Source organism: Pseudomonas sp. FP453, from assembly GCF_030687495.1.
Lineage (GTDB): Bacteria > Pseudomonadota > Gammaproteobacteria > Pseudomonadales > Pseudomonadaceae > Aquipseudomonas.
Map to the genome: position 1 here is coordinate 2,658,840 of NZ_CP117435.1, position 25,752 is coordinate 2,684,591.

The 25,752-nt window shown below is 61.5% G+C and carries 23 protein-coding genes and 1 pseudogene; 8 read left to right on the forward strand and 16 right to left on the reverse strand.

Annotation, left to right across the window (positions count from 1 at the left end):
* Positions 1-96: 96 nt before the first annotated feature.
* The 9 genes from PSH87_RS11950 to gloB form a co-directional block, all read right to left on the reverse strand.
* Complete coding sequence (locus tag PSH87_RS11950) at positions 97-1,047, reverse strand: FecR domain-containing protein (protein WP_305433779.1); 951 nt, start codon at positions 1,045-1,047, stop codon at positions 97-99.
* Entirely contained in the window at positions 1,044-1,565 is a 522-nt protein-coding gene (locus PSH87_RS11955; RefSeq protein WP_017738563.1) for a sigma-70 family RNA polymerase sigma factor, read from the reverse strand. Before PSH87_RS11955 ends, PSH87_RS11950 begins: the two co-directional genes overlap by 4 nt.
* Positions 1,566-1,801: 236 nt before the next feature.
* Positions 1,802-3,403: an ABC transporter ATP-binding protein gene (locus PSH87_RS11960; protein WP_017738564.1), complete on the reverse strand. Its 1,602-nt coding sequence runs from the start codon at positions 3,401-3,403 to the stop codon at positions 1,802-1,804.
* Position 3,404: 1 nt separating this feature from the next.
* Positions 3,405-4,424: an ABC transporter permease gene (locus tag PSH87_RS11965; RefSeq protein WP_305433782.1), complete on the reverse strand. Its 1,020-nt coding sequence runs from the start codon at positions 4,422-4,424 to the stop codon at positions 3,405-3,407.
* 1 nt (position 4,425) lies between these two features.
* Positions 4,426-5,499, reverse strand: coding sequence for a microcin C ABC transporter permease YejB (locus PSH87_RS11970; RefSeq protein WP_017738566.1), 1,074 nt, complete (start codon positions 5,497-5,499; stop codon positions 4,426-4,428).
* Complete coding sequence (locus PSH87_RS11975) at positions 5,500-7,332, reverse strand: extracellular solute-binding protein (RefSeq protein ID WP_305433783.1); 1,833 nt, start codon at positions 7,330-7,332, stop codon at positions 5,500-5,502. It lies immediately after the preceding gene.
* Positions 7,329-9,158: an extracellular solute-binding protein gene (locus tag PSH87_RS11980; RefSeq protein ID WP_305433785.1), complete on the reverse strand. Its 1,830-nt coding sequence runs from the start codon at positions 9,156-9,158 to the stop codon at positions 7,329-7,331. The genes PSH87_RS11975 and PSH87_RS11980 overlap by 4 nt, the downstream gene beginning before the upstream one ends.
* Positions 9,159-9,394: 236 nt before the next feature.
* On the reverse strand, positions 9,395-10,801 hold the full coding sequence (locus PSH87_RS11985) for a transglycosylase SLT domain-containing protein (protein ID WP_026137021.1): 1,407 nt from the start codon (positions 10,799-10,801) through the stop codon (positions 9,395-9,397).
* Between the two features lie 98 nt (positions 10,802-10,899).
* Positions 10,900-11,667 carry a hydroxyacylglutathione hydrolase gene (gene gloB, locus PSH87_RS11990; RefSeq protein WP_305433786.1) on the reverse strand — a complete coding sequence of 256 codons (768 nt, stop codon included), beginning with the start codon at positions 11,665-11,667 and terminating at the stop codon, positions 10,900-10,902.
* 65 nt (positions 11,668-11,732) lie between these two features.
* Between gloB and PSH87_RS11995 the strand changes: the two genes are divergently transcribed.
* On the forward strand, positions 11,733-12,491 hold the full coding sequence (locus PSH87_RS11995) for a class I SAM-dependent methyltransferase (RefSeq protein WP_305433787.1): 759 nt from the start codon (positions 11,733-11,735) through the stop codon (positions 12,489-12,491).
* 31 nt (positions 12,492-12,522) lie between these two features.
* Entirely contained in the window at positions 12,523-12,975 is a 453-nt protein-coding gene (rnhA, locus tag PSH87_RS12000) for a ribonuclease HI (protein ID WP_017738572.1), read from the forward strand.
* A 3-nt stretch (positions 12,976-12,978) separates the two neighbouring features.
* On the opposite strand, the gene PSH87_RS12005 is transcribed toward rnhA, so the two are convergent.
* Positions 12,979-13,287 (reverse strand): DUF2388 domain-containing protein, encoded by a 309-nt coding sequence (locus tag PSH87_RS12005; protein ID WP_305433789.1) that lies wholly within the window; start codon positions 13,285-13,287, stop codon positions 12,979-12,981.
* Positions 13,288-13,487: 200 nt separating this feature from the next.
* On the opposite strand from PSH87_RS12005, the gene dnaQ reads away from it, so the two are divergent.
* The 3 genes from dnaQ (at position 13,488) to PSH87_RS12020 (ending at position 17,206) form a co-directional block, all read left to right on the forward strand.
* Positions 13,488-14,228: a DNA polymerase III subunit epsilon gene (dnaQ, locus tag PSH87_RS12010; RefSeq protein WP_370695320.1), complete on the forward strand. Its 741-nt coding sequence runs from the start codon at positions 13,488-13,490 to the stop codon at positions 14,226-14,228.
* Positions 14,229-14,360: 132 nt separating this feature from the next.
* A complete protein-coding gene (locus tag PSH87_RS12015; protein ID WP_305433791.1) occupies positions 14,361-16,616 on the forward strand; it encodes an Orn/Lys/Arg decarboxylase N-terminal domain-containing protein in 2,256 nt (751 codons plus the stop codon).
* A gap of 8 nt (positions 16,617-16,624) precedes the next feature.
* Positions 16,625-17,206 (forward strand): GNAT family N-acetyltransferase, encoded by a 582-nt coding sequence (locus tag PSH87_RS12020; RefSeq protein WP_081609281.1) that lies wholly within the window; start codon positions 16,625-16,627, stop codon positions 17,204-17,206.
* Here PSH87_RS12020 and PSH87_RS12025 read toward each other — a convergent pair.
* Complete coding sequence (locus PSH87_RS12025; RefSeq protein ID WP_305433793.1) at positions 17,203-18,096, reverse strand: LysR substrate-binding domain-containing protein; 894 nt, start codon at positions 18,094-18,096, stop codon at positions 17,203-17,205. The genes PSH87_RS12020 and PSH87_RS12025 overlap by 4 nt on opposite strands.
* 109 nt (positions 18,097-18,205) lie before the next feature.
* Here PSH87_RS12025 and PSH87_RS12030 point away from each other — a divergent pair, with 109 nt between their 5' ends.
* Positions 18,206-18,550 carry a hypothetical protein gene (locus tag PSH87_RS12030; RefSeq protein ID WP_017738578.1) on the forward strand — a complete coding sequence of 115 codons (345 nt, stop codon included), beginning with the start codon at positions 18,206-18,208 and terminating at the stop codon, positions 18,548-18,550.
* 61 nt (positions 18,551-18,611) lie between these two features.
* Here PSH87_RS12030 and PSH87_RS12035 read toward each other — a convergent pair.
* Positions 18,612-18,850 (reverse strand): annotated as a pseudogene (locus PSH87_RS12035) (hypothetical protein).
* Positions 18,851-19,067: 217 nt separating this feature from the next.
* Between PSH87_RS12035 and PSH87_RS12040 the strand changes: the two are divergent.
* Complete coding sequence (locus PSH87_RS12040; RefSeq protein WP_017738580.1) at positions 19,068-19,625, forward strand: NADPH-dependent FMN reductase; 558 nt, start codon at positions 19,068-19,070, stop codon at positions 19,623-19,625.
* A gap of 168 nt (positions 19,626-19,793) precedes the next feature.
* Here PSH87_RS12040 and poxB read toward each other — a convergent pair whose 3' ends face one another.
* Positions 19,794-21,518 (reverse strand): ubiquinone-dependent pyruvate dehydrogenase, encoded by a 1,725-nt coding sequence (gene poxB, locus PSH87_RS12045; protein WP_017738581.1) that lies wholly within the window; start codon positions 21,516-21,518, stop codon positions 19,794-19,796.
* A gap of 77 nt (positions 21,519-21,595) precedes the next feature.
* Positions 21,596-22,828: an NADH:flavin oxidoreductase/NADH oxidase family protein gene (locus tag PSH87_RS12050; RefSeq protein WP_305433795.1), complete on the reverse strand. Its 1,233-nt coding sequence runs from the start codon at positions 22,826-22,828 to the stop codon at positions 21,596-21,598.
* A 72-nt stretch (positions 22,829-22,900) separates the two neighbouring features.
* On the opposite strand from PSH87_RS12050, the gene PSH87_RS12055 reads away from it, so the two are divergent.
* Entirely contained in the window at positions 22,901-23,305 is a 405-nt protein-coding gene (locus tag PSH87_RS12055) for a MerR family transcriptional regulator (protein WP_017738583.1), read from the forward strand.
* A gap of 41 nt (positions 23,306-23,346) precedes the next feature.
* On the opposite strand, the gene PSH87_RS12060 is transcribed toward PSH87_RS12055, so the two are convergent.
* Together PSH87_RS12060 and PSH87_RS12065 are read right to left on the reverse strand one after the other, a co-directional pair.
* A complete protein-coding gene (locus PSH87_RS12060; protein ID WP_017738584.1) occupies positions 23,347-23,841 on the reverse strand; it encodes a DUF934 domain-containing protein in 495 nt (164 codons plus the stop codon).
* Positions 23,825-25,483, reverse strand: coding sequence for a nitrite/sulfite reductase (locus PSH87_RS12065; protein WP_017738585.1), 1,659 nt, complete (start codon positions 25,481-25,483; stop codon positions 23,825-23,827). Before PSH87_RS12065 ends, PSH87_RS12060 begins: the two co-directional genes overlap by 17 nt.
* Positions 25,484-25,752 lie beyond the last annotated feature (269 nt).

Below are 25,752 nucleotides of genomic sequence, written 5' to 3' on the forward strand. Positions count from 1 at the left end.
AGGGTTCCCTTTGAATCAGATCGAACGGCGAATTGAAAGCGTCTGCAGGGTTAACCGGACGAGTGTTCAAAAGGGGAACTGGCGCGTGCAGATTTTTTATTTGGGAACGACGGTGATCCACCAGGGGAGCGGGCTGTCGAGGCGAATCGGCAGCGCGGCTTGCAGCAGGTGCAAGGCGTGGTCGCTGTCCTTGAGCGGGAACGAACCCATCACCGGCAACTGCGCCACCGCCGGATCACAGCCGAGGTGGCCGGGGCTGTAGCGGTTGAGTTCGGCGATCAGTTGGCCCAGCGGCAGGTTGTCGGCCAGCAGCACGCCGTGGCTCCAGGCTTCACGGGCGGGGGACGCGGTGGCGGTACTGTCGATGTGTTCGCGGGTAAACCACACTTGCTGGCCGGCTTCGATAATACGCACTGGCCCGTCGAGGGTGCTGACCTGCACGCGGCCGTCGAAGACGTTGAGTTGGGTGCGGTGTTCGGTGTGCAGCACACTGAACCGCGTGCCCAGCGCTTGCAGGCGACCGTGTTCGGTGTCCACCAGGAACGGCCGGTGGGCGTCCTTCGCGGTGTCGATCAGCACCTCGCCAAAGCGCAGGCGCAACAGGCGTTGCGCCGTATCAAAGCGCACATCCAGCGCGGTCAATGCGTTGAGCCACACATGGCTGCCGTCGGCCAGCAACGCATCGCGGGTTTCGCCACGGGTGGTGGCGTAGTCCGCGCTCCAACCGCCCACCAGCCGGGGCAGGGCGGTGTTGCGCCAGGCGCCCCAGGCCAGTGTCGAACCGCCGCACAGCACCAGCAAAGTCTTGAGGGTTTGCCGGCGGGAACTGCGCAAGGCCCGGCCGGCGCTTTGCGGTTGCTCCAGCAGCGGCGCAAAGCGTTGGCTGACGCGCTCCACATACTGCCAGGCGGCCAAGTGCTCGGGGTTCTGCACAACCCAGGCCTGCCAGCGCTGCTGTTCCTGGGCGCTGCCTGGGGCCTGCAAGCGCACGTACCATTGCGCCGCCTGTTCCAGGCTGGCATGGCTGAGTGTGCCGGGGGTGGTCATTGCACCAGCATCCCGTCCAGTTCGGCTTCGAGGATCGCGCAGTGCAGCAGGGCCTGGGCCATGTATTTCTTGACCATGCGCTCGCCCACGCCCAGCTGTTCGCCAATCTGCTGGTAGCGCAGGCCGTGGAGCTGGGCGAGCAGGAAGGCTTCTCTGACATTCTTCGGCAGGCGCGCAAGCATGGCGTCCACTTCGTAGAGGGTCTCGACGATGATCGCGCGCTGTTCCGGTGACGGCTGCGTGTCTTGCGGGCGCAGGGCCAAGCTGTCGAGCCAGGCTTTTTCCAGTTGGCGACGGCGCCAGTGATCGATGCACAAACCCCGGGCGATGGTGGCCAGGTAGGAGCGCTGGCGCAGGTGATCGGTCTCGCTGGGTGGGCGGTTGAGGATGCGGATGAAGGTGTCATGGGCCAGGTCGGCGGCATCCCAGCGGTCATTCAGGCGCCGGCGCAACAGGCCGAGCAGCCAGCTGTGGTGGGTGCCGTAGAGGTGGGTGAAAGAGGTCGACACAATATCCATCCAGCGCAAAAAGGATTGGCGTAAATAAGAATTGGTCGCGATTAAAGCAAAGGGGGCGCGTGCGCGCAAATGATATTGAATTGCTATTGGACAGTTGAGGCGGTCACGGTCAAATGTGGGAGCGGGCTTGCCCGCGATGGCGTCCTGTCAGTGCCGAATCTATCGACTGACACACTGCAATCGCGGGCAAGCCCGCTCCCACCATTGACCGTGCCCACATTTTGAATTGTGTTGTATCAGGCTGGCACGAGGAAGGCGGCTTCCAATAGTTGGCGGGTGTAGGGATGTTGCGGGTCGGCAAAGATCGCCTTCGCATCCCCTTGCTCCACCACCTGCCCCTGCTTCACCACCATCAGCTGATGACTCAGCGCCTTCACCACCGCCAGATCATGGCTGATAAACAGGTAGGTCAGGTTGTACTTGGCCTGCAAGCTGCGCAGCAATTCCACCACCTGGCGTTGCACCGTGCGGTCCAGCGCCGAGGTGGGTTCATCCAGCAGGATCAGGCGTGGCTTGAGCACCAGGGCGCGGGCGATGGCGATGCGTTGGCGCTGGCCGCCAGAAAATTCGTGGGGGTAGCGGTGGCGGGACTCCGGGTCCAGGCCGACTTCCTTGAGCGCCGCGATAATCGCCGCTTCCTGCTCCACCGGCGTGCCCATCTTGTGAATGCGCAGGCCCTCGCCGACGATCTCGCTGACGCACATGCGCGGGCTCAGGCTGCCAAACGGGTCCTGGAACACCACCTGCATTTCCCGACGCAGCGGGCGCACCTGTTGCTGGGTGAGCTGGTCCAGCTGCTGGCCTTCAAAACGAATGCCGCCTTTGCTGCCGATCAGCCGCAGGATCGCCAGGCCCAGGGTGGATTTGCCCGAGCCGCTCTCGCCGACAATCCCCAGGGTTTGCCCCTGGGGCAGGCTGAAATTGATGCCGTCCACGGCCTTGACGTAGTCCACGGTGCTGCGCAGGAAGCCTTTCTTGATCGGGAACCAGACCTTCAAGTCATCGACTTCCAGCAACGGCGGGCCCACCACATTGGTCGCCGGGCCACCGCTGGGCTCGGCCGCCAGCAGCTCCTGGGTGTAGGGATGCTGGGGCGCCTGGAACAGGGTTTCGCATTCTGCCTGCTCAACGATGCAGCCTTTCTGCATCACGCACACCCGATGGGCAATGCGCCGCACCAGGTTGAGGTCATGGCTGATCAGCAGCAAGGCCATGCCCAGGCGCGCCTGCAATTCCTTGAGCAATTCCAGGATCTTCAATTGCACGGTGACATCGAGGGCCGTGGTCGGCTCATCCGCAATCAACAATTCCGGCTCATTGGCCAAGGCCATGGCAATCATCACCCGCTGGCGCTGGCCGCCGGACAATTCGTGGGGCAGGGCCTTGAGGCGCTTGTGGGGTTCGGGGATGCCCACCAGATCGAGCAATTCCAGGGTGCGCTGGGTGGCGGCCCTGCCTTGCAGACCCTTGTGCAGGCCGAGCACTTCGTTGATCTGCTTCTCGATGGAGTGCAGCGGGTTCAACGAGGTCATCGGCTCCTGGAAGATCATCGCAATGCGGTTGCCGCGAATGTGGCGCAGGGACTTTTCTTTCAGGGTCAGCAGGTCTTGCCCGGCGTATTCGATGGTGCCGGACGGGTGGCGTGCCAACGGGTAAGGCAGCAAGCGCAGGATCGAGTGGGCGGTCACCGACTTGCCCGAGCCGCTTTCGCCCACCAGCGCGATGGTTTCGCCGCGCTTGATATCGAAACTGACGTTGTTGACCACGCGGTGGGAATGCTCGCCGGTGACAAACTCGACGCTGAGGTCGCGGATTTCGATCAGATTGTCCTGATTCATCTCATTTCCTCGGGTCGAAGGCATCGCGAGCGGACTCGCCGATAAACACCAGCAGGCTCAACATGATCGCCAGCACGGCAAAGGCACTCATGCCCAGCCACGGCGCTTGCAGGTTGGATTTGCCCTGGGCCACCAGCTCGCCCAGGGACGGCGAGCCGGCCGGCAAGCCAAAGCCGAGGAAGTCCAGGGCGGTGAGGGTGCCGATGGCGCCGGTGAGGATGAACGGCATGAAGGTCATGGTCGAGACCATCGCGTTGGGCAGGATATGGCGGAACATGATCGCGCCGTTCTGCATGCCCAGCGCCCGTGCCGCGCGCACGTACTCGAGGTTGCGCCCGCGCAGGAACTCGGCGCGCACCACGTCCACCAGGCTCATCCACGAGAACAGCAGCATGATCCCCAGCAGCCACCAGAAATTGGGCTGCACGAAGCTGGCAAGGATGATCAACAGGTACAACACCGGCAAGCCGGACCAGATTTCCAGGAAGCGCTGCCCGGCCAGGTCGACCCAGCCGCCGTAAAAGCCCTGCAAGGCGCCGGCGATCACGCCGATGACCGAGCTGAGCACGGTGAGCGTCAGGGCAAACAGCACCGACACGCGGAAGCCATAGATCACCCGCGCGAGCACGTCGCGGCCCTGGTCATCGGTGCCCAGCAGGTTGACCGAGGACGGCGGCGCGGGCGCCGGTACTTTCAGGTCGTAGTTGATGCTCTGGTAGCTGAACGGGATGGGCGCCCACAAGGTCCAGGCGTCCTTGGCCTTGAGCAGCTCCTGGATATACGGGCTCTTGTAGTTGGCCTCCAGGGGGAACTCGCCGCCAAAGGTGGTTTCCGGGTAGCGCTTGAGCGCGGGGAAGTACCAGTCGCCGTCGAAGTGCACGGCCAGGGGCTTGTCATTGGCGATCAACTCCGCGCCCAGGCTGAGCACGAACAGGACCAGGAACAGCCACAGCGACCACCAGCCACGTTTGTTGGCCTTGAACCGCTCGAACCGGCGGCGATTGAGGGGGGATAGATTCATCTCAATGCTCCCGGCTGGCGAAGTCGATGCGCGGATCGACCAGGGTGTAGGTGAGGTCGCCGATCAGTTTCACGATCAGCCCCAGCAGGGTGAAGATAAACAGCGTGCCGAACACCACCGGGTAGTCGCGGTTGATCGCGGCTTCAAAGCTCATCAGGCCGAGGCCGTCGAGGGAGAAGATCACTTCCACCAGCAGCGAGCCGGTGAAGAAGATACCGATAAAGGCCGACGGGAAGCCGGCGATCACCAGCAGCATCGCGTTGCGGAACACATGGCCGTAGAGCACGCGGTGGTTGGTCAGGCCCTTGGCCTTGGCGGTGACCACGTATTGCTTGTTGATCTCGTCGAGAAAGCTGTTCTTGGTCAGCAGGGTCATGGTGGCGAAGTTGCCGATCACCAACGCGGTGATAGGCAGCGCCAGGTGCCAGAAGTAATCGAGGATCTTGCCGCCCCAACTCAGCTCGTCGAAGTTGTTGGAGGTGAGCCCGCGCAACGGGAACCAGTCGAAATAACTGCCGCCGGCAAACACCACGATCAGCAGGATGGCGAACAGGAACGCCGGGATCGCATAACCGACGATGATTGCCGAACTGGTCCACACGTCGAAGTGGCTGCCATGGCGCGTGGCCTTGGCGATGCCGAGGGGGATCGACACGAGGTACATGATCAGCGTGCTCCATAACCCGAGGGAGATGGACACCGGCATCTTTTCCTTGATCAGGTCGATGACCTTGGCGTCACGGAAGAAGCTGTCGCCGAAATCCAGGCGGGCGTAGTTCTTGACCATGATCCACAAGCGTTCCGGCGCCGACTTGTCGAAGCCGTACATCTTCTCGATTTCCTTGATCAGCGCCGGGTCCAGGCCCTGGGCGCCACGGTAGCTGGAACCGGCCACCGCCACTTCGGCACCGCCGCCAGCGATGCGGCTGGTGGCGCCGTCAAAGCCTTCGAGCTTGGCGATCATCTGCTCCACCGGGCCACCGGGGGCGGCCTGGATAATGATGAAATTGATCAGCAAGATCCCGAACAGCGTGGGGATGATCAGCAACAGGCGACGAAAGATATAGGCCAGCATTTAATCGCCTCCGCTCGCCGGGTCGGCGCTCGTCTGGGGGGGAACCGGCGGTTGCACATTCGGCTTGCTCCACCAGGTGGAGATGCCGACGTCGTACAGCGGCGAAACCTTTGGATGGCCGAGGTTGTTCCAATAGGCCACGCGGAAGGTCTTGATGTGCCAGTTGGGGATCACGTAGTAGCCAAACTGCAGTACGCGGTCCAGGGCCTTGGCGTGGGCGATCAGGCTGACCCGCGTATCGGAATCGATCAGTTGCTCCACCAGTTGATCGACGGCCGGGTCTTTGAGGCCCATGTAGTTGCGGCTGCCGGGCTTGTCGGCGCTGGTGGACTTCCAGAACTCGCGCTGTTCGTTACCCGGCGACGACGATTGCGGGAAGCTGCCCACCACCATGTCGAAGTCCCGCGAGCGCAGGCGGTTGATGAACTGGGACACATCGACCCGGCGAATCACCAGGTCGATGCCCAAGTCGGCGAGGTTGCGCTTGAACGGCAGCAGGATGCGTTCGAACTCGGTCTGGGCCAGCAGGAACTCGATGGTCACGGGTTTGCCGGTGGTATCGACCATCTTGTCGTCGACGATCTTCCAGCCGGCCTCCTGCAACAACTGGTAGGCCTCGCGCTGCTGGGCACGGATCATGCCGCTGCCGTCGGTCTTGGCCGGGGCGAAGGCTTCGCTGAAGACTTGCGGCGGGATCTTGTCGCGCAGCGGTTCGAGGATCGCCAACTCGTCCGGGCCGGGCAGGCCGGTGGCGGCCATGTCGGAGTTTTCGAAGTAGCTGCGGGTGCGGGTGTAGGCACCGTTGAACAGTTGCTTGTTGCTCCACTCAAAATCCAGCAACAGGCTGATGGCCTTGCGCACACGCACGTCTTCGAACATTGGCTTGCGCACATTGAACACAAAGCCCTGCATCCCGGTGGGATTGCCGTTCGGGATTTCTTCCTTGACCAGGCGGCCTTCGGCCACCGCTGGCACGTTGTAGGCGTTGGCCCAATTCTTCGCGCTGAACTCGGCCCAGTAGTCGAACTGGCCGGCCTTGAGCGCCTCCAGCGCCACGGTGGCGTCGCGGTAGTAGTCGGTGATGCGCTGGTCGAAGTTGTAGAGGCCCTTGTTGATCGGCAGGTCCTTGCCCCAATAGTCCTTGACCCGCTCGTACCGCACCGAACGCCCGGCCTTGACCTCGGCCACCTGGTAGGGACCGCTGCCCAGCGGGAATTCCAGGTTGCCCTTGTTGAAGTCGCGCGTGGCCCACCAGTGTTTCGGCAATACCGGCAATTGACCGAGGATCAGCGGCAATTCGCGGTTGTTGGTGCGCTTGAACTTGAACAGCACGCGCAGCGGGTCTTCGGCGATCACTTCGTCCACATCGGCGTAGTAGGTGCGATAGAGCGGGGTGCCGTCCTTGATCAGCGTCTCGAAGCTGAACACCACGTCGTCGGCGCGCATCGGGTGGCCGTCGTGGAAACGCGCTTCGGGGCGCAGGTAGAAGCGCACCCAGCTGTTGTCCGGGGCCTTTTCGATCTTGCCGGCCACCAGGCCGTATTCGGTGAAGGGTTCGTCGAGGCTTTGGGTGGCGAGGGTGTCGTAGATCAGGCCGATATTGTCGGCGGGCACGCCTTTGCTGATAAACGGGTTGAAGCTGTCAAAGCCGGTCAGGCTGGATTCGCGGAAGGTGCCGCCCTTGGGGGCGTCGGGGTTGACGTAGTCGGTGTGCTTGAAGTTGGCGGGGTATTTCGGCGGTTCGTTGTAAAGCGTCAGCGCATGTTGCGGGGCGGCGTGGGCCAGGTTGCACAGCAGAAGGCTGGCGATCAATGCGTTGCGCACATACGTCATTGGGCTTTCTCCGAAGCTTTCAGCCACCATGCGCTCAGGCCCAGGCTGTAGGGCGGCGTGGTGACAAAGGCGAACCGGTTGCGGTACGCCAAGCGATGATAGTTGAGGTACCAGTTGGGAATGCTGTAGTGCTGCCACAACAGCACCCGGTCCAGGGCGCGGCCGGCGGCCAGTTGGGCGTCGCGGGTCTGCGCCGCGAGCAGTTGTTCCAGCAGGTGGTCGACAATCGGGTTGGCGATGCCTGCGTAGTTCTTGCTGCCCTTGATCGCGGCCTGACTGGAGTGGAAGTACTGCCACTGCTCAAGGCCGGGGCTCAGGGTCTGGTTGAGGGTGATCAGGATCATGTCGTAGTCGAATTGATCCAGGCGCTGCTTGTACTGGGCACGGTCAACCGTGCGCAGGCGTGCGTCGATGCCGATACTGATCAGGTTCTCGACATAGGGCTGCAGGATGCGCTCCAGGTTCGGGTTGACCAGCAGGATTTCGAAGCGCAGCGGTTGCCCGTCGCTGTTGAGCAGGCGCTGGCCCGACAGCTTCCAGCCGGCCTCGCCGAGCAGGGCCAGGGCGCGGCGCATCGTGTCGCGCGGGATGCCACGGCCGTCGGTTTGCGGCAGGCTGAAGGGCTGGGTGAACAGGTTGGCTGGCAACTGGTCGCGGTACGGCGAGAGCAGCAGCCACTCATGGCCCAGCGGTACGCCGGTCGCGGAGAATTCGCTGTTGGGGTAGTAGCTGAGGGTGCGTTTATAGGCGCTGCTGAACAGGGTGCGGTTGGTCCATTCAAAATCGAACATCAGCCCCAGGGCTTCGCGCACCTTGGTCTGGCTGAACGTGGGCCGGCGCGTGTTCATGAACAGGCCTTGGCTTTGCGTGGGGATCTGGTGGGCGATTTGCGCCTTGATCACATCGCCACGGTTGACCGCCGGGAAGTTGTAGCCGGTCGCCCAGTTCTTCGCCTGGTGCTCGATGTAGATGTCGAATTCACCGGCCTTGAAGGCTTCGAAGGCCACGTCGCTGTCGCGGTAGAACTCCACCTCGACCTTGTCGTAGTTATAGAAACCCTGGTTGACCGGCAGGTCCTTGCCCCAATAATCCTTGACCCGTTCGAACACCAGTTGCCGGCCTGGGCTGACCTTGGTCACGCGGTACGGCCCGCTGCCCAGTGGTGGTTCGAAGGTGGTCGCCTTGAAGTCGCGGTCTTTCCAGTAGTGCTGGGGCAGCACCGGCAATTCGCCCAGGCGCAGGATCAGCAGCGGGTTGCCGGCACGCTTGAACACAAAGCGGATGCGGTGGCGGTTGAGCACGTCGACCCGTGCCACCTCTTGCAGGTTGGTGCGGTACTGCGGGTGGCCTTCGGTCAGCAGGGTGCGATAGGAGAAGGCCACGTCATAGGCGGTGATCGGCTTGCCATCATGGAAGCGCGCTTCCGGGCGCAGGTTGAACACTACCCAGCTGCGGTCCTCGCTGTACTCCACCGACTGCGCGATCAGGCCGTAGCTGGAGGTGGGTTCATCACCGGATGGCGCGTATTGGCCAGTACCGACCATCAACGGCTCGTTCAGCTCATTGACGCCGTATTGCAGGAAATTGGGCGTGGAAACCGGGCTGGAGCCCTTGAAGGTGTAGGGGTTGAGCGTGTCGAAGGTGCCAAATGCCATGACCCGCAAGGTCCCGCCTTTCGGCGCTGCAGGGTTTACCCAATCGAAGTGGGTGAATTTGGCCGGGTACTTGAGCACGCCGAACTGCGTATAACCGTGGCTCTCGGTAATGGTCGCGTTCGCGGTAAAGCTCAAGGCCAGACTTATTAGTAGAAGGAGGGGACGCTTCAAGTCAGAGATCCGATCCAGGCGGCTTGGGCTTTATGATCGGTACAGTAACAGCTTGTTCCGGTTGGAAAAAGGTGGTTGGCAAGGAGGGCGAGGGGCTTGAACCATGGGAAAAGCAAATGTGGGAGCTGGCTTGCCTGCGATGGCTTCACCTCGGTATATCTGAAGCACCGAGTCGATGCCATCGCAGGCAAGCCAGCTCCCACACAAGCCAGCGTTCACAGAGTCAGTAGGCAGGTTTAACGCGGCCCGGAAACCACCAGCATCTGCCCAGGCTTCAAAGCCTGGCCAGTGCGCGGGTTCCAGCGCTTGAGATGTTGCATCTCGACGTTGAAACGCTTGGCGACGATGTACAGCGAGTCGCCTTTCTGCACCTTGTATTGCACGGGTTTCTTGCTGGCCGCGAGCTTGCGTGTGTCCTGCATCACCAGGGTCTGGCCGACCTTGAGCTGCTGGCCATTGAGCTTGTTCCAGCGTTGCAGGTCATGCACATCGACCTTGTTGGCCTTGGCGATCAGCGTCAGGTTGTCGCCACTGCGCACCTTGTAGCTGCGGCTGCGCCCGGCAACGGCCTTGGTTTCAACTTCGTCGAACACCGGCTTTTTCGGGCGCATGCTCAGCAGCTCTTCCGGCTTCATCGTCGAAAGGGTGCTGGTCAGCAATTGCGCCTTGGAGGTTGGCACCAGCAGGTGCTGGGGGCCATCCAGGGTGGTGCGTTGCTTCAGGGCCGGGTTGAGCTGGAACAGTTCGTCTTCGTCGATCTCGGCCAGCGCGGCGACCCGGGACAGGTCCATGCTTTGCTTGACTTCAACCACTTCGAAGTACGGCTGGTTGGCAATCGGGTTCAGGTTCACGCCGTAGGCTTCGGGCGCCAGCACCACCTGGGACAGCGCCAGGAACTTGGGCACGTAGTCCTTGGTTTCCTGGGGCAGCGGCAGGTTCCAGTAGTCGGTGGGCAAACCGAGCTTTTCGTTGCGCTCGATGGCCCGGCTCACCGTGCCTTCGCCGGCGTTATACGCGGCGAGGGCCAGCAGCCAGTCGCCGTTGAACATATCGTGCAGACGGGTCAGATAGTCCAGGGCAGCGGTGGTGGAGGCGGTGATGTCGCGACGACCGTCGTAGGCACGGGTCTGGCGCAGGTTGAAGTAGCGCCCGGTGGAGGGGATGAATTGCCACAAGCCGACCGCATCGCTGCGCGAATAGGCCATTGGGTTGTAGGCACTTTCGATCACTGGCAGCAGCGCCAGCTCCAGGGGCATGTTGCGTTCTTCAAGGCGTTCGACGATGTAGTGAATGTAGAGGCTGCCGCGTTCGCCGGCGTTCTCCAGGAAGGACGGGTTGCTGGCGAACCACAGGCGCTGTTGCTCGATGCGCGGGTTGACGCCGACGCCGTCCTGCAATTGAAAGCCCCGGCGCATGCGTTCCCAGACATCCTGGGGCACTTCCGGGGCAGGCTTCTCTGAGAGCCAGATAACGGGTTTTTGCTTGATCTTGGCAGCAAGATTCGGTTTGGGTTGCACGGTGGATTGTGCAGCGTAATTTGTCGATTGGCAGCCCGCCAGAGTCGCGGACACAGCCACCGCCACGGCTTGAGCCAGGCGGGTCAATGCGTCTGAAGAGATGGATTTACGAATAGATGACGACATTGGCTGGAAGTAAGTTCCGGGCAAAAATGTCGGGCGATTCTAGAAAGCGCTTTGGTTCCGGTCAACCATTCAGAAATTACGTATCAGATTGCGTTGCCTTAGAACTTATCTTTCCATGCCCTCAAGCTAGCAAATACCTCGGCCCCAGAGCGGTTGTCGCGGCCATTCCGTTCGTCCGCTTTTTGTTTAACGGATGTTTCAGAGGTGCGCAGGAAGGGGTTGGTACGCTTCTCCAGGGCCAGGTTGGACGGCAGCGTCATCTCGCCGCGGGCCCGCAGCTGGCGGACGTTTTCCACCCGTTCGGCGATGTCGGCGTTGTGCGGTTCCACCGCCTGGGCAAACTTGAGGTTGCTTTGTGTGTATTCGTGGGTGCAATACACCAAGGTGTCGGCAGGCAGAGACGCCAGATGCTCAAGGGAGGCGTGCATCTGCTCCGGTGTCCCTTCGAACAGGCGCCCACAGCCGGCGGCGAACAAGGTGTCGCCAGAGAACAGTACGCCTTGGTGGTAGAAGGCGATATGGCCCAGGGTGTGTCCTGGCACGCTATAAACGTCGAAGTCCCAGCCCAGCACAGTGATGCGGTCGTTGTCGTTGAGGGCGACGTCCCGCGCCGGGATTTTTTCGTTCGCCGGGCCGTAGACCTTGGCGCCTGTAACACTTTTCAGTTGCTCGACACCGCCGACATGATCATGGTGATGGTGGGTGATCAGGATGTCGCTGAGGGTCCAGCCGGGGTGCTGTTCGAGCCACGCCAGCACGGGCGCGGCATCGCCGGGGTCGACCACCGCGCAGCGCTGGGTCTTGGGGTCTTGTAACAACCAGATGTAGTTATCGGTGAAGGCGGGCAGGGCACTGATCTGTATCATTCTTCGATTCGCCAAGCTGAACACATTGGTGCATCTTAGAACGTCTAGGCGAGTTGGAGAATGCAATGACTGATAAAGCGTTCGCCCAGGCCGATCCTGAGTGGCTGGCCCTGATCAGCGCCGCCCGCGAATGGCTGTCGGGGCCGATCGGGCAATTTTTGCTGGATGAAGAGCGGCGCATGCTCGAAGACGAGCTGGGCCGGTTCTTTGGCGGCTACCTCGTGCATTACGGCCCTTCGGCCCAGACCCCGCCGTCGGCACCGCAGGTGCAACGCAATGTGCGCCTCGGCGCGCCGCTGCCGGGGGTGGAGATTGTCTGCGAGGAACAGGCGTGGCCGCTGAGCGAGCACGCCGCCGATGTGGTGGTGTTGCAGCATGGCCTGGATTTTTGCCTGTCACCCCACGGCCTGCTGCGTGAAGCGGCGAGTAGTGTGCGCCCGGGTGGCCATTTGCTGATTGTCGGCATCAACCCCTGGAGCAGCTGGGGCATGCGCCATGTGTTCGCCCACGACGGCCTGCGCCAGGCGCGCTGTATCTCGCCGTCACGGGTGGGTGACTGGCTGAACCTGCTGGGCTTCGCGCTGGAGAAACGCCGCTTCGGGTGCTATCGTCCGCCGCTTGCCTCGACCAAGTGGCAGGCCCGTCTGGCCGGCTGGGAGCGCCGCGCGGGCGCCTGGCAGCTGTCGGGTGGCGGCTTCTATTTATTGGTGGCGCGCAAGATCGTGGTGGGCCTGCGGCCGGTGCGCCAGTTGCGGCGCGAACCCATGGGCAAGCTCGTGCCAATGCCGATGGCCAAGGTCAACCGCAAGCAAAGCGAACCGTAAAACTTCTTTTTGATTTCGAACCGAGTAACCGATGACCGATACCGTAGAACTCTTCACCGATGGCGCCTGCAAGGGCAACCCGGGCCCTGGCGGCTGGGGCGCGTTGCTGGTGTGCAAGGGCGTGGAGAAGGAACTGTGGGGCGGCGAAGCCAACACCACCAACAACCGCATGGAGCTGATGGGCGCAATTCGTGGCCTGGAAGAGCTCAAGCGCCGCTGCAATGTACTGCTGGTGACCGACTCGCAGTACGTGATGAAGGGCATCAACGAGTGGATGGTCAACTGGAAGAAGCGTGGCTGGAAGACGGCCGCCAAGGAACCGGTCAAAAATGCCGACCTGTGGCAACTGCTCGACGAGCAGTGCAATCGCCATGACATCACCTGGAAATGGGTGCGCGGGCACATCGGCCATCCTGGCAACGAACGCGCCGACCAGTTGGCCAACCGGGGTGTGGACGAAGTGCGCGGTTACAAGCAGAGCTGACGCCTACAGCGCGGCGATGGCCTGGGCCAATTGCATATCACTGTAGGTTTGCCCGGGCAGGCGTTCACGCACGTGCACCAGCGCCGACTCCAGGCGCACACCACGGATCGCGCCATCGCTGGCGACGAAGGCTTCGGCGTCATCCCTGGCGGCCTGCACAATCTTGTCATCCTTGAATGAAGAGCTGGTGCCCTTGGTGGCACTCATGGACAGGCTGACCAGAAAGTCGCTGGTCATGACGAAACTGGTGGCGTGTGCCGTGCAGGCGCTGCCCATCAGCAGCAGGGCGCATAGGGCTTTTGAACGGTTCATGGTGGTAGGCAATCCGTGGTTGGCTGGGGCGTGCAGGCTAGCAACGGAGCCTCGGGCAAACTGCGGCGGCTTTGCAAAAGAGTGTAAGAAACTGTCGAAAAGCCAAGGCCCTGGGCCAGCCTTGGGCTGCTTGGGGCATGACGTGCTAATATCCCGGCCTTTGAAATACACCACCCGTTGAGAGCTGAACCCTGATGGCCATCCGATCCGTAGTACTCGATACCGAAACCACCGGCATGCCGGTGACCGATGGCCACCGGATCATTGAAATCGGCTGTGTCGAACTGATGGGGCGGCGCCTCACCGGCCGTCACTTCCACGTCTACCTGCAACCTGATCGCGACAGTGACGAAGGCGCGATTGGCGTCCACGGCATCACCGACGAATTCCTCAAAGGCAAGCCGCGCTTTGCCGAAGTGGCCGATGAGTTTTTCGAGTTCATCAACGGCGCCCAGCTGATCATCCATAACGCGGCGTTCGACGTCGGCTTTATCAATAACGAATTTGCCCTGATGGGGGCGACGGATCGCGCGGACATTTCCAAGCACTGCTCGATCCTCGATACCCTGATGATGGCCCGTGAGCGCCACCCGGGTCAGCGCAACAGCCTCGATGCGTTGTGCAAACGGTATGGCGTCGACAACTCCGGCCGTGAACTCCACGGCGCCTTGCTCGACTCCGAGATTCTTGCCGACGTCTACCTGACCATGACCGGCGGGCAGACCAGCCTGTCCCTGGCCGGTAACGCCTCGGACGGCAGCGGCTCGGCGGAAGGCTCGGGCAACCGCCCTTCGGAAATCCGTCGCCTGTCGGCGGATCGCAAGCCCATCACCATCATCCGTGCCAGTGAGCAGGATTTGCTCGAGCATGCGCAGCGGCTGGAAGCGATCGCCAAGTCGGCGGGTGCGCCGGCACTGTGGACTCAGTTGACCGAGCAGTAACCAAATGTGGGAGCTGGCTCCCACACAAGCCTGTTCCTACAGTGGAATGGCAGTGCTTTCAAAATCTTCATTCGCGTCATCGCCCCCCAGCTTCTACCCTTGAGTGCATAGCCCTCAGGACTGCAAGCACTCATGTACAAAGACCTGAAGTTCCCAGTGCTTATCGTGCATCGTGACATCAAGGCCGACACCGTTGCCGGTGATCGGGTTCGCGGCATCGCCCGAGAGTTGGAACAAGAAGGCTTCAGTATTTTTTCCGCCGTGGACTACGCCGAAGGCCGGCTGGTGGCGTCCACCCATCATGGTTTGGCGTGCATGCTGATCGCCGCCGAAGGCGCCGGCGAGAATACCCACCTGCTGCAAAACATGGTCGAGCTGATCCGCCTCGCGCGGCTGCGGGCGCCCAACCTGCCGATCTTCGCCCTGGGTGAGCAAGTCACCCTGGAAAACGCGCCGGCCGATGCCATGAGCGAGCTCAACCAACTGCGCGGCATTCTCTATCTGTTCGAAGACACCGTACCGTTTCTCGCCCGCCAAGTGGCCCGCGCCGCCCGCACGTACCTGGATGGCCTGCTGCCGCCATTCTTCAAGGCGCTGGTGCAACACACCGCCGACTCCAACTATTCCTGGCACACCCCCGGCCATGGCGGCGGCGTGGCCTATCGCAAGAGCCCGGTGGGACAGGCGTTTCATCAGTTCTTCGGGGAAAACACCTTGCGTTCGGACTTGTCGGTGTCCGTGCCGGAGCTGGGTTCGCTGCTGGACCACACCGGCCCGCTGGCCGAAGCGGAAGCCCGCGCCGCGCGCAACTTCGGTGCCGACCATACGTTCTTCGTGATCAACGGCACGTCTACCGCGAACAAGATCGTCTGGCACTCCATGGTCGGGCGCGACGACCTGGTGCTGGTGGACCGCAACTGCCACAAGTCGGTGCTGCATTCGATCATCATGACCGGCGCGATCCCGCTGTACCTGTGCCCGGAGCGCAACGAACTGGGAATCATCGGCCCGATTCCATTGAGTGAATTCAGCCCGGAATCGATCCGCGCCAAGATCGACGCCAGCCCGCTGACCCGTGGCCGGCCGCCGAAGGTGAAGATGGCGGTGGTGACCAATTCCACCTACGACGGGCTGTGCTACAACGCCGAACTGATCAAGCAGCAATTGGGCAGCAGTGTCGAGGTGCTGCACTTTGACGAAGCCTGGTATGCCTACGCGGCGTTTCACGAGTTCTTCGCCGGGCGCTACGGCATGGGCACCTCGCGCACGCCGGATAGCCCGCTGGTGTTCACCACGCATTCCACGCACAAGCTGCTGGCCGCGTTCAGCCAGGCCTCGATGATCCACGTGCAGGACGGTGGCGCGCGCCAACTGGACCGCGACCGTTTCAACGAAGCGTTCATGATGCATATCTCCACCTCGCCGCAGTACAGCATCATCGCCTCCCTCGACGTGGCCTCGGCCATGATGGAAGGCCCGGCCGGGCGCTCGCTGTTGCAGGAAATGTTCGACGAGGCCCTGAGTTTTCGTCGCGCCCTGGCCAACCTGCGCCAGCATATCGCTGCCGAAGACTGGTGGTTCTCCATCTGGCAGCCGCCCTCTGTCGCCGGCATCGACCGCGTGGCGACGGCCGACTGGTTGTTGCACCCCGAGGATGATTGGCACGGCTTTGGTGACGTGGCCGAGGACTACGTCCTGCTGGACCCGATCAAGGTCACGCTGGTGATGCCTGGCCTGAATGCTGGCGGAGCGCTGAGCGATTGCGGGATTCCGGCTGCGGTGGTCAGCAAGTTCCTCTGGGAGCGTGGGCTGGTGGTGGAGAAGACCGGGCTGTATTCCTTCCTTGTGCTGTTTTCCATGGGGATCACCAAAGGTAAATGGAGTACGTTGCTCACCGAGCTGCTGGAATTCAAACGCAGCTACGACGCCAATGTCAGCCTTGCCAGTTGTTTGCCCTCGGTCTACGCCCAAGGCGTCGTGCGCTATCAGGGCCTGGGGTTGCGCGACCTGTGCAACCAATTGCACAGCTGCTATCGCAGCAACGCCACCGCCAAACACCTCAAGCGCATGTACACCGTGTTGCCGGAAATCGCGATGAAACCGGCGGATGCCTATGACCAACTGGTGAGGGGCGAAGTGGAGGCGGTTTCCATCGATGCCTTGCCAGGACGCATCGCAGCGGTGATGCTGGTGCCTTATCCGCCGGGCATTCCGCTGATCATGCCAGGGGAGCGCTTTACCGAGTCGACACGCTCGATCATCGACTACCTGGCATTTGCCCGTACGTTCGATAGCAGCTTCCCCGGCTTTGTCGCGGATGTTCACGGGTTGCAACACGAAGACGACGGCAGTGGTCGTTGTTACACCGTCGATTGCATCAAGGGTTAAGGATGTTTATGCAAGCTGTAATGAACCCGAAGTATCCAGGGCTCAGTGTGCGGGTCGCCGACGAGGGCTTCGATGCCTACGTGTGGGGCAATGACTTCAGTTTTGAGGTCAGCGCCTATGCTGTGCCGGAGATGGGTGTGCGGGTCGATCAATGGCCTTTGGAGCGCATCCTGCCGTACCGCAAGTGTTATGGGATTGACCCGGAAGAGTTCGCCAGTTTCCGCGACGCGCCCGACAGCGCAGTCTTCATGGCCTACCTCGACGACCAGGCGGTGGGCCACATCGTGGTCAGCACCAACTGGAATGGTTTTGCCCACGTCGATGAGCTGGCGGTGGCCTTGCCCGCACGGCGTCATGGTGTGGCCAAGGCGCTGCTGGATGTTGCGCAATTCTGGAGTCGCAAGAAAAACCTGCCGGGCATGATGCTCGAAACCCAGAACAACAACCTCGGTGCCTGCCGCCTGTACGAGCGTTGCGGCTACGTGATGGGCGGTATCGACCACCTGCGCTATCGCGGCATCGACCCGCAGACCCGTGAGGTGGCGATTTTCTGGTATCGGCTGTTCAAGAGCGAAGTCGCCAAGCCTTAGCCCGCCAACAGGTCTTGCGCCTTCTGCGTGACAATCTCCAGCAACGCATTCAGTGCTGGAGAGGTTGCGCCGTCCTTGAGGGTCAGCGCATAGAGGTTGACCATGATTGGCGGTGACAGCGGGCACGCATCCAGCCCGGCATCCCGTGCGCCGAAAGCCGTGAACGGATCGACGATCGCCAGACCTTCGCCGGCCTCGACCATGCTGCGCATCATCTGGTAGGTCTGCACGCGTGTCTGCACCACCGGCAGTGGGCGCAAGGCTTGCAGCTTGGCGTCCAGCAGGCGGCTCAGCGGGTCCTGGCCCTCCAGGCCGATCATCGCCTGCCCGGCCAGGTCGGCCAGCGCGATGTACTTCTGCTTGGGCTTGAGCCAGCCGTGGGGCGCGAGTAATTGCAGTTTGCCCTGGGCCAGCACCGTACTCTGGATTTGTGCGTGTTCCGGGTCATGCAGGCTCAGGCCGACCTCGGCTTCGTGCAGCAACAGGCTTCTGACAATTTCACGGGTTGGTTGGCTGGACAGGTTGCACGGGGTGTCCTGGAAGCGTCGGCGCAGCACTGCAATGCTTTGCGGCAGCAGTTGATTGGCCAGCGGCGGGGTGCACAAGGCGCGCAGGGGCGGGGCGTGATGGTGTTTCAAGCGGCTGGCCAGGCGTTGCACCGGTTCCAGCGCCTCGTACACCTGGGCGATGCTGGCTTGTAGCTCCAGGGTTTCGCGCGTGGCCTGCAAGCGCCCGCGCACGCTGGCGAACAGCATGAAGCCCAATTGTTGCTCGGCGTCCTTGAGCGCGGTATCCACATCGCCCACGGGGAGTTGCAACCATTCGGCGGCCGTGCCGAGGTGTCCGGTCTGCAAGATGGCCTGAATCACTTCGATATGACGTAAACGCATCGGCGGAGTCTATGTGCAGCGCGCCGGGGATTCAATAGAATGGCTGCGCTGATCAACAACGACCAAAGCCGGCTCCCGGCACTTACAACAAAAACAGGTCTGGTCCCATATGCCTCTACCCTCGACATTCTTCGGGGTAACGGCCAAGCAACTCCTGGTTCTGGTGACCGTGGGGTGTGTGGCTGCTTATCTCTTCGACCTTAATGACAACACCACGCCGGACAATCTGGCACTGGAAGCGTTTGTCCGCTCACAGGGGCAGGTGACCGAGCAGGTGGGGGCGGTGCTGGACATTGCGCTGGTCAGGCAAGTGGTCGCGCACCCCAGCAATAACGCAGCGGGCTACAAGCGTTCGCTGTATGCCGTAGAGGGCGAGCGGGGGAAGGTGTTGGTGGCGCTGAAGGAAGTCGAGGGTGAGCAGGGGATAGAGGTCACGCAGATCCGTCGCCCGTGATCACCCCGGCCCAGTCAACGCCGTGCATGGCCAGGACTGAGCGGGTAGACAGGGCGCGGTCTTATGAAGCGAGGGTCGTTTCCGATTCGCGCACAATGATGATGCCCGACTGAATCAATATTTGAATTCATCGCCTTCCAGCTTTTCTACACGGTCGCCAATGGCCAGCTTGTAGGTGGTGGTAGGCGCCGAACCCGCCACATCGCCTTGCGCCGGGTTGGATTCCTGGAACTCATGCACCGAATACACACGTCCCTCTGCGTCTCTGGCATGAAACTGTCCGACTAGTACTGCTGCCATCTGTTTAGAACCTCTGGAGATAATCACTCGATTTGCGGTTCTGTAGACCGTCATGGAGCGGTGTAGTTTACCTACGTGAAAAAAATACTATTCGCTGTCGTTTTAAGACTATTCCTACAAGGCAAGGCACTTGGGGGATTTCGCAAAACCTTCTGGTGAACGTGCCGCGAAGACTCTATAACTACAACTCCTTTAGTCAGACGTCGGGAAAACCTCCATGAGCAAGGTCTACACGATTGCCGTCCTGGTTGGCAGCTTGAGAAAAGAGTCGATCAACCGCAAGGTCGCCCTGGCCTTGGCCGCACTGGCCCCTGCCAACCTCACGTTGAACATCGTCGAAATTGGCGACTTGCCGCTCTACAACGAAGACATTGACGGCGCGACACCGCCGGCAGCCTACAGTAGTTTCCGTCAACAGGTGAGTTCATCCGACGCGGTGTTGTTCGTGACCCCGGAATACAACCGCTCTGTGCCGGCACCGTTGAAGAATGCGATTGATGTGGGCTCGCGCCCGTATGGCAAAAGTGCCTGGAGCGGCAAGCCGGGCGCGATCATCAGCGTGTCGCCGGGCGCCATCGGTGGCTTTGGTGCCAACCATCATCTGCGCCAGTCCCTGGTGTTCCTCGATGTGCCGTGCATGCAGCAGCCGGAAGCCTACCTGGGCGGTGCGGGGAGTGTGTTTGACGAGGCGGGCAAGCTATCGGAAAAGACCCGGCCGTTCTTGCAGGCGTTTATTGATGCCTATGGCCAGTGGGTTGCCAAGCAAAAAGCCTGACTTGGTAATGAGATCAAAATGTGGGAGCGGGCTTGCCCGCGATTGCGGTAGATCAGTGAAGGTGACTTTGACTGACACACCGCCATCGCGGGCAAGCCCGCTCCCACATTTGGATGTGTGGCAGGCCTGGCATCCGAGTCCACTGCCAAGCCCACTCACCCATGGGATTTAGCGGAGCCAGTTGGTGCGTGCCAGCTCAATGACCTCGTCGCCACGCCCGCTCATGACCGCCTTGAGCATATACAGGCTGAATCCCTTGGCCTGTTCCAGCTTGATCGTCGGTGGCATCACCAGTTCCTGAGTCGCTGTCACCACATCCACCAACACAGGCCCATCATGGGCCAGCGCGCGACGCAGCGCCGGCTCCAGCTCTTCTGACTGCTCCACGCGAATGCCCAAAATACCCATGGCGTTCGACATGGCCGCAAAGTCCGGGTTTTTCAGTTCAGTGCCAGCGTCCAGATAGCCCGCTGCTTTCATCTCCATGGCCACGAACCCCAGTGACGAGTTATCGAAGACGATGACCTTTACCGGCAATTTCAACTGCGCCAACGAGATGAAATCCCCCATCAGCATGGCAAAGCCACCGTCGCCCGACATCGAGATCACCTGCCGCCCGGGAAATGCCGCCTGCGCACCGATAGCCTGGGGCATGGCATTGGCCATGGAACCGTGGTTGAACGAGCCGATCAGCCGACGCTTGCCATTCATCTTCAGGTAGCGCGCCGCCCATACGGTGGGCGAACCCACATCAGCGGTGAAGATCGCGTCATCGTCCGCCAACTCACTGAGCAACCGTGCGACGTACTGCGGGTGGATCGGCCGGTTGGCCTTTGAGGGCTGCGCAAGGTCGTCCAAGCCCTGGCGGGCTTTTTCGTAGTGCTTGAGCGAGGTGTCGAGAAAGCTGCGATCGGTTTTGCGCGTCAGGCGCGGCAGCAGGGCGGCGATGGTTTCACTCACGTCGGCGCAAATGCCCAGGTCCAGCGTGGCGCGACGCCCCAATGCCTGCGGGTTGCGGTCGATCTGGATGATCTGTGCGTCAGTGGGGTAGAACTGGCGGTAGGGAAAGTCAGTGCCGAGCATGATCAGCGTGTCGCAGTCGAGCATGGCGTGGTACCCGGAACTGAAACCGATCAAGCCGGTCATGCCCACATCGAACGGGTTGTCCCATTCCACATGTTCCTTGCCGCGCAATGCGTGCACCACCGGCGCGCCCAAGGCGTCGGCCAGGGCAACGACCTGGTCATGGGCACCGGCGCACCCGCTGCCGCACAGTAGGGTGACTTTTTGGCTGTGTTCAAGGATGTCGGTGAGGCGTTGCAGATCCTGTTCCGCCGGCAAGGTACGCGGGGTGTGCAGGGCAGGCCAGGGCTTGAGTTTGTTCTCCACTTCCAGCAACGACACATCCCCTGGAATCACCACCACCGCCACGCCGCGATTGAGGATCGCCGCGCGCATGGCACGGTGCAGCACCTGCGGCATTTGCTCGGGGTTGCTCACCAGCTCGACAAAGTGGCTGCACTCCTTGAACAGCTCCTGGGGATGGGTTTCCTGAAAGTAGTTGAGGCCGATCTCCGTGGACGGAATCTGCGCCGCAATTGCCAGCACCGGCACATGGTTGCGATGGCAGTCGAACAGGCCGTTGATCAAATGCAGGTTGCCTGGCCCGCAACTGCCGGCGCACACGGTCAATTCACCGGTGGCCGCGGCTTCGGCACCGGCGGCGAATGCGGCGACTTCCTCGTGGCGCACGTGCATCCACTCGATGCTGTCCATGGTGCGCAAGGCGTCGGTGAGGCCGTTGAGGCTGTCGCCGGTCAGGCCCCAGATGCGCTTGATGCCCGCCTGTTCAAGGGTGGTCGCCAGCTGTTGGGCCAGGTTGATTTTCGCCATGAAGAACTCCAATCGTCAGTGAGGTTAAAAACTGCTGATCAATAGGGGACAGTTCGATCATGGCGAATGCTCCGCCCTTATTGTGAAGATTGCGTCATGGCGGCGCGGTACTGGCGGGTGCGCCGGGCGATAAACCATTGGTCGCGCACCAGCGCCATGCACGGTGCAACGTTGGCCTTGGGCTGGTGGCCGCGGCTAATGCGATGCATCTGGTAGCGCACGACGGCGAGGATCGCCAGGGACGCCAGGGGCTTGCGCTTCCAGTCAATCGGCTTGAGTTGCGGGTTAGGGTCGCGGCCTTCACGCCAGTGCTTGATCAACTGCGGTTCCAGGGTCAGCGCGGTAGCAATCCCGGCCATGGCGATGCCGCTGTCGAGCACTTGCTGCACGATCGGCAGGCGACGGATGCCACCGGTGACCATCACCGGCATCTGGGCGATGCTGGCCAGTTCGGTGGCCATGTCCAGGAAGTACGCTTCGCGGGCCAGGGTGCGCCCGTCCCGCGCTTCGCCCTGCATCGCCGGCGCTTCATAGCTGCCACCGGACAACTCCAGCAGGTCGATGGCCAGCGGGTTGAGCATCTCGACCACGGCGCGGGCATCAGCCTCGGCAAAACCGCCACGCTGGAAGTCTGCCGAGTTGAGTTTGACCGCCACGCAAAAGGATGGACTCACGCTGGCGCGTACGGCGTGGATCACTTCCAGCAACAGGCGCGCACGGTTTTCCAGCGGGCCACCCCAGCGGTCGGTGCGTTGGTTGCTCAGCGGCGAAAGGAACTGGCTCAGCAGGTAGCCGTGGGCGCCGTGGATCTGCACGCCGGTAAAGCCGGCTTTCTCGGCCAGGCGGGCGCTGGTGGCGAAGCGTTGGATCACGTCCTGGATGTCGTCCTCGGTCATGGCCTTGGGTTTGGCGAACATCTTGGAGAAACCGCCCAGGTCGAGGGCAACGGCGGAAGGCGCCACGGCTTGCTGGCGCAGATTGGCCGGGGTCTGGCGCCCCGGATGGCTGAGTTGCACCCAGAAGTGCACGCCTTTGTCCCGTGCGACATCGGCCCATTCGCGAAAACTGTCCAGCTGTTGCTCGTCTTCCAGCGCGACACCACCGGGGCCGGTCATGGCGCGACGGTCGATCATCACGTTGCCGGTGATCAGCAAGCCGGGTTCACCCTCGGCCCACGCCTTGTAGAGCTGCTTCAATTCACGGGACGGCGCCTGATTGCCATCGGCCATGTTTTCTTCCATCGCGGCCTTGGCGATGCGGTTGGAGATGACTTGGCCATTGGGCAGTTGCAAGGCTTCAAAGGGTGACATGGGTTGACTCCTGAGCGGGGGAGGCCTCAGGCTAAGCTTAAAGTTAACTTTAATGTCAAGCAGGCGATGGCGATGAATATTGGCGAACTGGCAAAACAGAGCGGATTGGCGGCGTCGCGCATCCGTTTTTATGAAGCGGAAGGCCTGATCAGTCAGGTGGGGCGCCAGTCCAATGGTTATCGGCGCTACTCCGCGGAGGCGTTGCAGACGCTGCAGCTGATCCAGAGTGCGCAACAGGCCGGGTTTACCTTGCAGGAACTCAAGGCGTTGATGCCGGCACCGGGTGAGCATAAGCGCGAGGAGTTGATCGAGGCGCTGGAGCGCAAGGTGGTGCAGATCGAAGAGATGCAGGCGCAATTGGCTCACAGCAAGGCGCAGTTGCTGGGGGTGATCGAGGCGGTGCGGGCGCAGCCGGAAGGTGTGCCGTGTTCCATGGGGCAGAAGCAGGTGCTGGCGTCGATCAAACTTAGCGGATAAAAAAAGCCCTGGCACGCCAGGGCTTTTTCATGCGCTACACCTTAACGGCGGCGGAACAGCGGTAGCGGCTCATCCGTTGCAGCCTGGTACGTCACCGAGAAGTCCTTGAGGCTTTCCAGGGCTTCGTACGGGTCTTTGTCGGCGCGCAAGGCGAAGGCATCGAACCCGCAGCGGCGCAGGTAGAACAGTTGGTCGCGCAGGATATCGCCAATGGCGCGCAATTCGCCTTTGTAACCATAGCGGTCACGCAGCAGGCGCGCGTTGGAGTAGTTGCGGCCATCGGTGAAGGCCGGAAAATTCAGCGCGATGACCTGGAAATGTTCCACGTCGGCACCGATCTCTTCGGCTTCTTCATCGGCGTCCAGCCACACACCCAGGCCGCCATCGCGGGCCTTGAGGGCGTGACCGTGCTCGCGCCACAAGGCCAGCGGCACGATCAGGTCGTCGCAGTTGGAAATGCCATCGAAGCTCGCGTCCTTGGGCAACAGGTGCCAGGTTTCGTCGAGGACTGCGTTGTTCTTAATGATTCGCTGCATAGACGCGCTCCTTGAACAGGTCGATGCCGATGCGCTGGTAGGTGTCGATGAAACGCTCATCTTCGGTGCGCTGTTCGATGTACACATCGATCAGTTTGCCGATCACCTCAGGCATGGCTTCCTGGGCGAACGATGGGCCGAGGATCTTGCCCAGGCTCGCATCACGGCTGGCGCTGCCACCCAGGGACACTTGGTAGAATTCTTCGCCTTTCTTGTCCACGCCCAGGATGCCGATGTGGCCGACGTGGTGGTGACCACAGGCGTTCATGCAACCGGAGATGTTCAGGTCCAGCTCGCCGATGTCGAACAGGTAGTCCAGGTCATCGAAACGGCGCTGGATCGATTCGGCAATCGGGATCGACTTGGCGTTGGCCAGGGAGCAGAAGTCGCCGCCCGGGCAGCAGATGATGTCGGTCAGCAGGCCGATGTTCGGCGTGGCGAAACCGCCTTCGCGCAGCTCGCCCCACAGGGTGAACAGTTGGCTTTGCTCAACGTCCGCGAGAATGATGTTCTGCTCGTGGGAGGTGCGCAGTTGGCCATAACTGTAGCGGTCGGCCAGGTCGGCGACGGCGTCCAGCTGCTTGTCGGTGATGTCGCCGGGGGCAACGCCGGTCGGTTTCAGCGACAGGGTCACGGCCACGTAGCCTGGCTTCTTGTGCGCCAGGGTGTTGCGGCCACGCCAGCGGGCGAAACCTGGATGTTCCAGGTCGAGGGCTGCCAGTTCAGCGTCCTGATTGCTCAGGGCCTTGTATTCAGGGTCGACGAAATGCTTGGCAACGCGATGCACTTCGGCTTCGGTCAGGGTGGTCTGGCCGCCGCGCAGGTGTTCCATCTCGGCGTCGACTTTTTGCGCAAACACCTCAGGCGTCAGCGCTTTTACCAGGATCTTGATCCGGGCCTTGTACTTGTTGTCACGACGGCCATAGCGGTTGTAGACCCGCAGGATGGCATCGAGGTAGCTCAACAGGTCCTGCCACGGCAGGAACTCATTGATAAAGGCGCCGACCACTGGCGTACGGCCCAGGCCGCCACCCACCAGGACACGGAAACCCAGCTCGCCCGCAGCGTTGTACACCGGCTCCAGGCCGATATCGTGTACTTCGATGGCGGCGCGGTCCGAGGTCGAGCCATTGATGGCGATCTTGAACTTGCGCGGCAGGTAGGCGAATTCCGGGTGGAAGGTGGTCCATTGGCGGACGATTTCACACCAGGGGCGCGGGTCGATCAGTTCGTCAGCGGCAACGCCGGCGAATTGGTCGGTGGTCACGTTGCGCAGGCAGTTACCGCTGGTCTGAATGGCGTGCATCTGCACGGTTGCCAGTTCAGCCAGGATATCCGGCACGTCTTCCAGCGCTGGCCAGTTGAACTGTACGTTCTGGCGCGTGCTGATGTGCGCGTAGCCTTTGTCGAAGTCGCGGGCAATCTTGCCCATCATGCGCATCTGACGCGAGGTCAGTTGGCCATACGGCACGGCTACCCGCAGCATCGGCGCAAAGCGCTGAACATAAAGGCCATTTTGCAGGCGCAGAGGGCGGAACTCTTCTTCGCTCAGTTCACCTGCTAGGTAGCGTCGGGTCTGATCACGGAACTGCTTGACGCGGTCCTCGATGATGCGCTGATCGTATTCGTCGTATACGTACATATAGGTCCTGTTCTCGGCAAATCTGCGCGCACGGCCGCGCACTCCCAACGGAGCCGGCGCACGATACCAGTTTGCGTTTATGCGCAAAAGTGATGTTTGAGTATATGCAAATAACCAAATCGACTAATGAGAACGGTTATCGCAATATCCACATTTGTCATGCGGGCAATCTTGAACTTTACTGTGGTCGAGTCTTCGTGCAGTCACCTAATAAAACCGATAAGAGGCGATGCGATGAGCAATTCAACCAAAGCCCGTAAACCCGACAG

Excerpts from the sequence above, each read along its gene's own strand:
- poxB (WP_017738581.1), bottom strand. The coding sequence starts at position 21,518 with ATGGCGAAAATCAACCTGGCCCAACAGCTGGCGACCACCCTTGAACAG.
- PSH87_RS12020 (WP_081609281.1), top strand. The coding sequence starts at position 16,625 with ATGCAAGCTGTAATGAACCCGAAGTATCCAGGGCTCAGTGTGCGGGTC.
- PSH87_RS12040 (WP_017738580.1), top strand. The coding sequence starts at position 19,068 with ATGAGCAAGGTCTACACGATTGCCGTCCTGGTTGGCAGCTTGAGAAAA.
- rnhA (WP_017738572.1), top strand. The coding sequence starts at position 12,523 with ATGACCGATACCGTAGAACTCTTCACCGATGGCGCCTGCAAGGGCAAC.
- PSH87_RS11960 (WP_017738564.1), bottom strand. The coding sequence starts at position 3,403 with ATGAATCAGGACAATCTGATCGAAATCCGCGACCTCAGCGTCGAGTTT.
- PSH87_RS11975 (WP_305433783.1), bottom strand. The coding sequence starts at position 7,332 with ATGACGTATGTGCGCAACGCATTGATCGCCAGCCTTCTGCTGTGCAAC.
- PSH87_RS12005 (WP_305433789.1), bottom strand. The coding sequence starts at position 13,287 with ATGAACCGTTCAAAAGCCCTATGCGCCCTGCTGCTGATGGGCAGCGCC.
- PSH87_RS12060 (WP_017738584.1), bottom strand. The coding sequence starts at position 23,841 with ATGCAGCGAATCATTAAGAACAACGCAGTCCTCGACGAAACCTGGCAC.
- PSH87_RS11985 (WP_026137021.1), bottom strand. The coding sequence starts at position 10,801 with ATGTCGTCATCTATTCGTAAATCCATCTCTTCAGACGCATTGACCCGC.
- PSH87_RS11955 (WP_017738563.1), bottom strand. The coding sequence starts at position 1,565 with ATGGATATTGTGTCGACCTCTTTCACCCACCTCTACGGCACCCACCAC.
- PSH87_RS12055 (WP_017738583.1), top strand. The coding sequence starts at position 22,901 with ATGAATATTGGCGAACTGGCAAAACAGAGCGGATTGGCGGCGTCGCGC.
- PSH87_RS11995 (WP_305433787.1), top strand. The coding sequence starts at position 11,733 with ATGACTGATAAAGCGTTCGCCCAGGCCGATCCTGAGTGGCTGGCCCTG.
- PSH87_RS11970 (WP_017738566.1), bottom strand. The coding sequence starts at position 5,499 with ATGCTGGCCTATATCTTTCGTCGCCTGTTGCTGATCATCCCCACGCTG.
- gloB (WP_305433786.1), bottom strand. The coding sequence starts at position 11,667 with ATGATACAGATCAGTGCCCTGCCCGCCTTCACCGATAACTACATCTGG.
- PSH87_RS12065 (WP_017738585.1), bottom strand. The coding sequence starts at position 25,483 with ATGTACGTATACGACGAATACGATCAGCGCATCATCGAGGACCGCGTC.
- PSH87_RS12030 (WP_017738578.1), top strand. The coding sequence starts at position 18,206 with ATGCCTCTACCCTCGACATTCTTCGGGGTAACGGCCAAGCAACTCCTG.
- PSH87_RS11950 (WP_305433779.1), bottom strand. The coding sequence starts at position 1,047 with ATGACCACCCCCGGCACACTCAGCCATGCCAGCCTGGAACAGGCGGCG.
- PSH87_RS11965 (WP_305433782.1), bottom strand. The coding sequence starts at position 4,424 with ATGAATCTATCCCCCCTCAATCGCCGCCGGTTCGAGCGGTTCAAGGCC.
- PSH87_RS12050 (WP_305433795.1), bottom strand. The coding sequence starts at position 22,828 with ATGTCACCCTTTGAAGCCTTGCAACTGCCCAATGGCCAAGTCATCTCC.
- PSH87_RS12015 (WP_305433791.1), top strand. The coding sequence starts at position 14,361 with ATGTACAAAGACCTGAAGTTCCCAGTGCTTATCGTGCATCGTGACATC.
- PSH87_RS12025 (WP_305433793.1), bottom strand. The coding sequence starts at position 18,096 with ATGCGTTTACGTCATATCGAAGTGATTCAGGCCATCTTGCAGACCGGA.